Genomic DNA, 3,527 nt, shown 5'->3' with positions numbered 1-3,527 from the left:
GGAATGCCTCCACGCCGCGAGTTTGCGAGTCGGGCGCGCCCAGGATGACGGCCAGCAGCCGCTTGGGACCCTGGCTGGCCGTGAAGATAAGATTGTAGCCCGAAGCGTTTACCCATCCCGTTTTAAGCCCGTCCGCACCGGGATATTGGCCCAGCAGAGGGTTTTTGTTCCAGGTAACGCGCCCTTTGTGGCTGATGGTGCGTGTGTTGTGAAAACGCAGGGCCTGAGGATAGGTTTGCAGGTAGGCCCGCGCCAGGGTGAGCATGTCGCGCGCGGTGGTGTACTGGCCCCTGGCGGGCAGCCCGTGGGGGTTGCGGAACTGGCTGTCACGCATGCCCAGGGCCTGGGCCTTGGCGTTCATCATGGCGACAAAAGCCGGGGTCGAGCCGCCCACAGCTTCCGCCACGGCCATGCTGGCATCGTTGCCTGAAGACACGGCCATGCCCATGAGCAACTGCTCAAGGCTCACCACGTCATTTTCCCGCAGTCCCATACGCGAACCGCCGGTTCCGGCGGCCACTCGACTGACAGTTATGGATTTGTCCAGGCTGAGCTTGCCCTGGTTCACGCTGTCCAGCGCCAGAAACATCGAGAGCACCTTGGTCAGCGATGCCGGGGCAATGCGCTGGTCGGCATTTTGCTCAAAAAGAATGACGTTGTGGTCCAGATCATACAGGATTGCGGAACTGGTTTCCAGAAAGCCGTGCTCAGGAATGGGCGGAGCCGCCTGAGAGGGGCCGGGACGCATAAGGCAGGCCAGCAGCAGAAAAACAAGGGAGTACGCGGACACATTGAGGAAATTGAGCCTCTTGTGACGGTAACGGCTGGGCATGGTGCGTCCTTGGGCTTGGCCTGACGGAAGCGCAGGGCAGACCACGCGGGCTGATCTGGGTCGCGGGTCAGGCAAGCATATGAAGAGAAAGTTTAGAATTTTACTAAAATACCTCTGGCCTGTGTACTAAAGTTGCCCCGTCATGGCAAGAGTTTGCGGGTGCGACAGGCTCGTGAGCAGGGGCAGTTTTGGGAATTTTTTTGCCCGACAGGCTGCGCAAAAAATTTTCTGACGCCGGTCAGCGGCAGCGTATGCAGTGAGGGTGACATTTTGTGGCGAATACTTTTGCAAGAATGCGTCTGCCTGTGCTTGGCGTTGCGCGCGGTTTGCGGCTACGGCTGCAGCAAATTTTCTTCATGCTCCCGCAAAAAAATCCATAAGAAATCCATAAAAATCCGGCCCGTCCTTGCATGGCAAAAACGGGCCGGAACTGTGGCACGGAGCCAGAGCCGTTTCACTTTGAAGTTGCTCTGGCGGCTGCGTGAGCAGTCGCCCGCCGCAAAGATGCCAGCGCAGTTTACTTGCGCGGTTAAGCATCGAAGCGAGCGTGTCTTAAACTTTGAGAATGTACATTCTCAAAGTTAATCTGCTCTAGACAGTGTCGTCACGAGCGCCTTTCCCGGTATCTCTGCGTCGAACTTCGCCTTTTATTCCGGTCGAGTACCATAAGAGTACACTCCCTGCATAAAAGGCTCGTTCTCCTTGAGATACCAAGGAAATTCATCTCGTGACGACACTGTCTAGAGCATTTAACACTTGAAATGCTCGCTTACGGCAGGCAAAAGCCTGCCTTCTCGCATTTCGTGGCAAGGATTTTCAAGAAAATCCTTGCAGAGCAGTTAACTCATTTCATTCGTTAACTGCTCTAAACAGTTTGCGTGGGGCGGCGTGCCTTGATCAGGGCGCTGCGCGGCTTGCGGAGGCGAAGCGGCACTGCGCCTGGTAGTACCTGGCCTGTCTGCTGTTTCGCGTCCGTAGCATTCGTAGCATCCGTTGCATTCGCGCAGCAGGGCTTCGTGGTGTTGCTTGCCTCAGTTGTCGCCATCCATGCGGAAGTCCACGCGGATTTTGAACAGTTTTGTGGCGGGCAGGTTGAGAATGGGTACGCCCGTTGCCTGGGTAATGCCGTCAAGGATGGCCTGTGTTTCTTCCCGCGACGGGCTTATGAGGGTAAACCAGATATTGTAATCGTGTTCGCGCAGATAGTTGTGGGTCACGCCCGGCTTGGCGTTAACCTCGGCCACAAAGGCGTCCATTTTATCCTGGGGAACCTTGGCCGCACACAGGGTGGACACAAAGCCCAGCTTGGCGGACTGAAAGTTGGCCCCGAGCCGTCTGATGATTTTGCGGGCCTTGAGGTCGCGTACGCGGTCGAGCACTTCCTGCTCGTCCAGGCCCAGGCGCTGCCCCAGTTCCGCGTAAGGGCGCGGCGACAGGGGAAAGTCCGTCTGGATGATGTCCAGCAGCTGTCTGTCCACGCTGTCCAGTGCGGCAAGAGTGGCGTTGGCCTGCTTTGTGGGGTGGCTGGCGGCGGATGTTTGCGTGGTCATTATTTTTTCTCCCCGGACGTGCCGTCGCGGCCTTTTTTACGCATTTTGGCCGGAATATAGGTGCACAGCGGCTCTTCGCCCATATGGTCGCCGTCCATGCTGTGAGCGCGGGCGCGGCAGCCGCCGCAGACCTTGTGATATTCGCACTCGCCGCATTTTCCCGTGTAGCAGGACTGGTCGCGGAACTGCAAAAAGTGTTTGCTTTCGCGCCAGATTTTGGGGAAGGGCGTTTGGCGTATATTGCCGCAATCAAGTTCCAGATAGCCGCATGGCTGCACCTGGCCCACATGGCTGATAAAACAGAAGCCCGTGCCGCCGAGGCAGCCGCGCGTGAGGGCGTCCATGCCGAAGTTTTCGGGGGTGACGCTCATGCCCTCCTCTTTGGCCCGCTGGCGCATGATGCGGTAATAGTGCGGCGCGCAGGTGGCCTTGAGGTGCATCTTGGTGGTTTTGCGAAAATCGTACAGCCAATGCAGCACGTCTTCGTATTCCTGGGCCGTGATCACCTGATCGGCCAGGCCCGCGGCCCGGCCCATAGGAACCAGAAGAAAGATATGCCAGGCCGCCGCGCCGATGCGCTCGCACAGTTCAAATATCTTTTTGAAGCTTGTGAGGTTGTTGCGCGTGACCGTGGTATTGATCTGAAACGGTACGCCAGCGGCCTTGAGATACTCGATGCCGCGCATGGAGGCTTCAAACGCGCCGGGAACCCCGCGAAAACTGTCATGACTGGCCGCATCCGCCCCGTCAATGGAGATGGAGCAGCGGTTGACGCCCGCAGCTTTGATTTTTTGCGCGCTTTCCGGCGTGATAAGGGTTCCGTTGGGCGAAAAGGCGCACGGCAGGCCCTTGCTGTGGGCATAAGCCACCAGGTCATACACATCGGGGCGCATCATCGGGTCGCCGCCGGTGAAGATGATGATGGGCCTGCCCACCTCGGTGAAGGTGTCAATAAGGGCCTTGGCTTCGGTCGTGGAAAGCTCGCCGGGATACGGCTCGGGATGGGCCTCGGCGCGGCAGTGCTTACAGGCCAGATTGCAGGAGCGCGTAACTTCCCAGGCAATGAGGCGGCAGGCGGGGCTGCCGTCTTCAAGGGTGCGCAGGGGGGCGCTCATGCCGTGGCCTCCGGGATGACCTCCAGACTG

At 58.5% G+C, this 3,527-nt stretch carries 3 protein-coding genes; all 3 read right to left on the bottom strand.

Annotation, left to right across the window (positions count from 1 at the left end; genetic code table 11):
• A partial coding sequence (locus tag V6C16_RS09530) for a D-alanyl-D-alanine carboxypeptidase family protein (protein WP_333543080.1) occupies positions 1 to 832 on the bottom strand: 832 nt, incomplete at its 3' end.
• Positions 833 to 1,863: 1,031 nt separating this feature from the next.
• Entirely contained in the window at positions 1,864 to 2,382 is a 519-nt protein-coding gene (ahbA, locus tag V6C16_RS09525) for a siroheme decarboxylase subunit alpha (RefSeq protein WP_333535260.1), read from the bottom strand.
• On the bottom strand, positions 2,382 to 3,527 hold a 1,146-nt coding region (gene ahbD / locus V6C16_RS09520), incomplete at its 5' end, for a heme b synthase (RefSeq protein ID WP_442886216.1). The genes ahbD and ahbA, both read right to left, overlap by 1 nt.

Origin of the sequence: Desulfovibrio sp. 1188_IL3213, from assembly GCF_036763145.1 — a bacterium.
Classification (GTDB): domain Bacteria; phylum Desulfobacterota; class Desulfovibrionia; order Desulfovibrionales; family Desulfovibrionaceae; genus Desulfovibrio.
This window is presented reverse-complemented; position numbering and strand designations above follow the sequence as displayed.